This window comes from Kitasatospora sp. NPDC023118, assembly GCF_055560875.1.
Window position 1 is genome coordinate 1 of record NZ_JBVHHW010000081.1, and the last position, 2403, is coordinate 2403.

Here is a 2403-nt window from a genome sequence, read left to right on the forward strand (position 1 = left end):
CAGGAACGCCGTCGACCGCTCCCCCGCCACCCCACGGGCAACCTCGGCCCCGTCCACCAACACCGCCCGGTGCGCGAACCGCGAACGCCCCGCCAGCGACAGCCCGACGTCCACCGACGAGCCCCCGACCCCGGCGAGCCGCCCCAGCTGCGCGTCCAGCGCGGCCTCCGACTTCGCCGAGACCACCCACGGCACCACGCCCGGCGCCACAGTAGGCTCGACATTCGGGTCCGCGTCCTCCTCCACCGCCTCCTCGACGATCACGTGCGCGTTCGTCCCGCTGATCCCGAACGCGGACACGCCCGCGCGGTGCGGCCGGTCCACCTCCGGCCAGGGCCGGGCCTCGGTGAGCAGCTCGACCGCCCCCGCCGACCAGTCCACCTCGGCCGACGGCGCGTCCACGTGCAGCGTCTTCGGCAGCACGCCGTGCCCCAGCGCCATCACCGTCTTGATCACGCCGGCCGCGCCGGCGGCCGCCTGGGTGTGGCCGATGTTGGACTTCAACGAGCCGAGCAGCAAGGGCTGTTCGCGGTCCTGCCCGTAGGTGGCGAGCAGGGCCTGGGCCTCGATCGGGTCGCCGAGCGGCGTGCCCGTCCCGTGGCCCTCGACGGCGTCGACCTCGCCGGCCGACAGCCCGGCGGCGGCCAGCGCCTGCCGGATGACGCGCTGCTGCGACGGGCCGTTGGGGGCCGTCAGGCCGTTCGAGGCACCGTCCTGGTTGACGGCCGAGCCGCGCAGGACGGCCAGCACGGGGTGCCCGTTGCGGCGGGCGTCCGACAGCCGCTCCAGCACCAGGACGCCCGCGCCCTCGGCCCAGCCCGTCCCGTCCGCCGCGTCGGCGAACGCCTTGCAGCGCCCGTCCGGGGCCAACCCGCCCTGTCGGGAGAAGCCGGAGAAACTCATCGGCGTCGACAGCACGGTGACGCCGCCCGCGAGGGCCAGCGTGCACTCGCCGGCCCGCAGCGCCTGCGACGCGAGGTGCATCGCCACCAACGAGGACGAGCAGGCGGTGTCGACCGTCACCGCCGGACCCTCCAGGCCGAAGGTGTACGACACTCGGCCGGACAGCACGCTCGCCGTCAGGCCGGTGGTCGCGTGGCCCTCCATGTCCTCGTCCGAGTTCATCACCACGCCGACGTAGTCGACGCCCGCCGTGCCGACGAACACGCCGGTGCGGGTGCCGCGCAGGCCACTCGGGTCGATACCGGCCCGCTCGAAGGCCTCCCAGGACGTCTCCAGCAGCAGCCGCTGCTGCGGGTCCATCGCGAGGGCCTCGCGCGGCGAGATCCCGAAGAAGCCCGCGTCGAACTCGCCGGCCGTGACGAACCCGCCCTCGATCGAGGCGCTGCTGCCGTTGCCCTCGCCGAGCAGCGCCGCGATGTCCCACCCGCGGTCGGCGGGGAACCCGGTGATGCCGTCCCGCCCGTCCGCGACCAGCCGCCAGAGCTCCTCGGGGGTGGTCACCCCGCCCGGCAGGCGGCACGCCATGCCGACGATGGCGATCGGCTCGTGCCGGCCGGACTCGGCCTCCAGCAGTCGTTGGCGTGTCTGGTGCAGGTCGGCCGTGACCCACTTGAGGTAGTCAACGAGCTTGCTGTCGTTCGACATGGGGGGTGGTGCCTTCCTGTGATGAGGCGGGGTCGGTCAGCGGTCGCTCAGACGGCCGAGCTCGTTGTCGATGAAGGCCAGGACCTCGTCGGCGCTCGCTGCTTCGAGCCGCTCCGCAATGGCGTCCTCGGCATTCTGCGCGTCCTGGTTTCGCAATTTCTCCAGCATTCGGCGCAGCCGGAGCGAAACCGCGTTGCGGGTCGCCTCGTCGGTGTCCGCATCGGCCAGAGCCGCGTCCAGACGGTCGAGTTGGCCGAACAGCGCGGCGCCGTCCGCCGCGTCCTGCTCGTCCAGGAGCACGCCGAGCAGGTGTGCGCCGAGGACGGCGGACGTCGGGTGGTCGAAGACCAGGGTCGCGGGCAGGCGCAGGCCGGTGACGGCGGTGAGGCGGTTGCGCAGCTCAAGTGCCGTGAGGGAGTCCACACCGAGGTCGTGGAAGTCCCGGTCGGCCGCGACGGCCTGCGGCGAGGCGTGGCCGAGCACGGCCGCCGCCTCGGTGCGGACCAGATCGACGACGTGGCGCAGCCGGTCGGTCTCGCGCAGCTCGGTGAGGCGGGCGGCGAGCGCGGCCACCGCGCCGGTGCGGCCGCCGGTGGACTCGGCCGCGCGGCGGGCGCCGCGGACGAGGCCGCGCAGCAGCGCGGGCACGGTGCCGGGCATCCGGGCCGGGCCGGTGGCGCGGCCGATGGGGACGAGGTAGGGCTCGTCGAGTCCCATGGCGGCGTCGAGCAGGGCGAGGCCGTCCTCCTCGGTCAGCGGCGGGACGCCGGAGGAGCGGATGCGGTGCAGGTCGGC

Annotated in this window: 2 protein-coding genes; both read right to left on the reverse strand. The window is 74.5% G+C overall.

Features of this window, described 5'->3' with window-relative positions; genetic code table 11:
* Positions 1–1608, reverse strand: a 1608-nt coding sequence (locus ACZ3UD_RS37590; protein WP_465598584.1) for a type I polyketide synthase, incomplete at its 3' end; no start/stop codon positions are given.
* A gap of 36 nt (positions 1609–1644) precedes the next feature.
* The coding region (locus tag ACZ3UD_RS37595) for an acyl carrier protein (RefSeq protein ID WP_465598587.1) at positions 1645–2403 on the reverse strand (759 nt) is incomplete at its 5' end.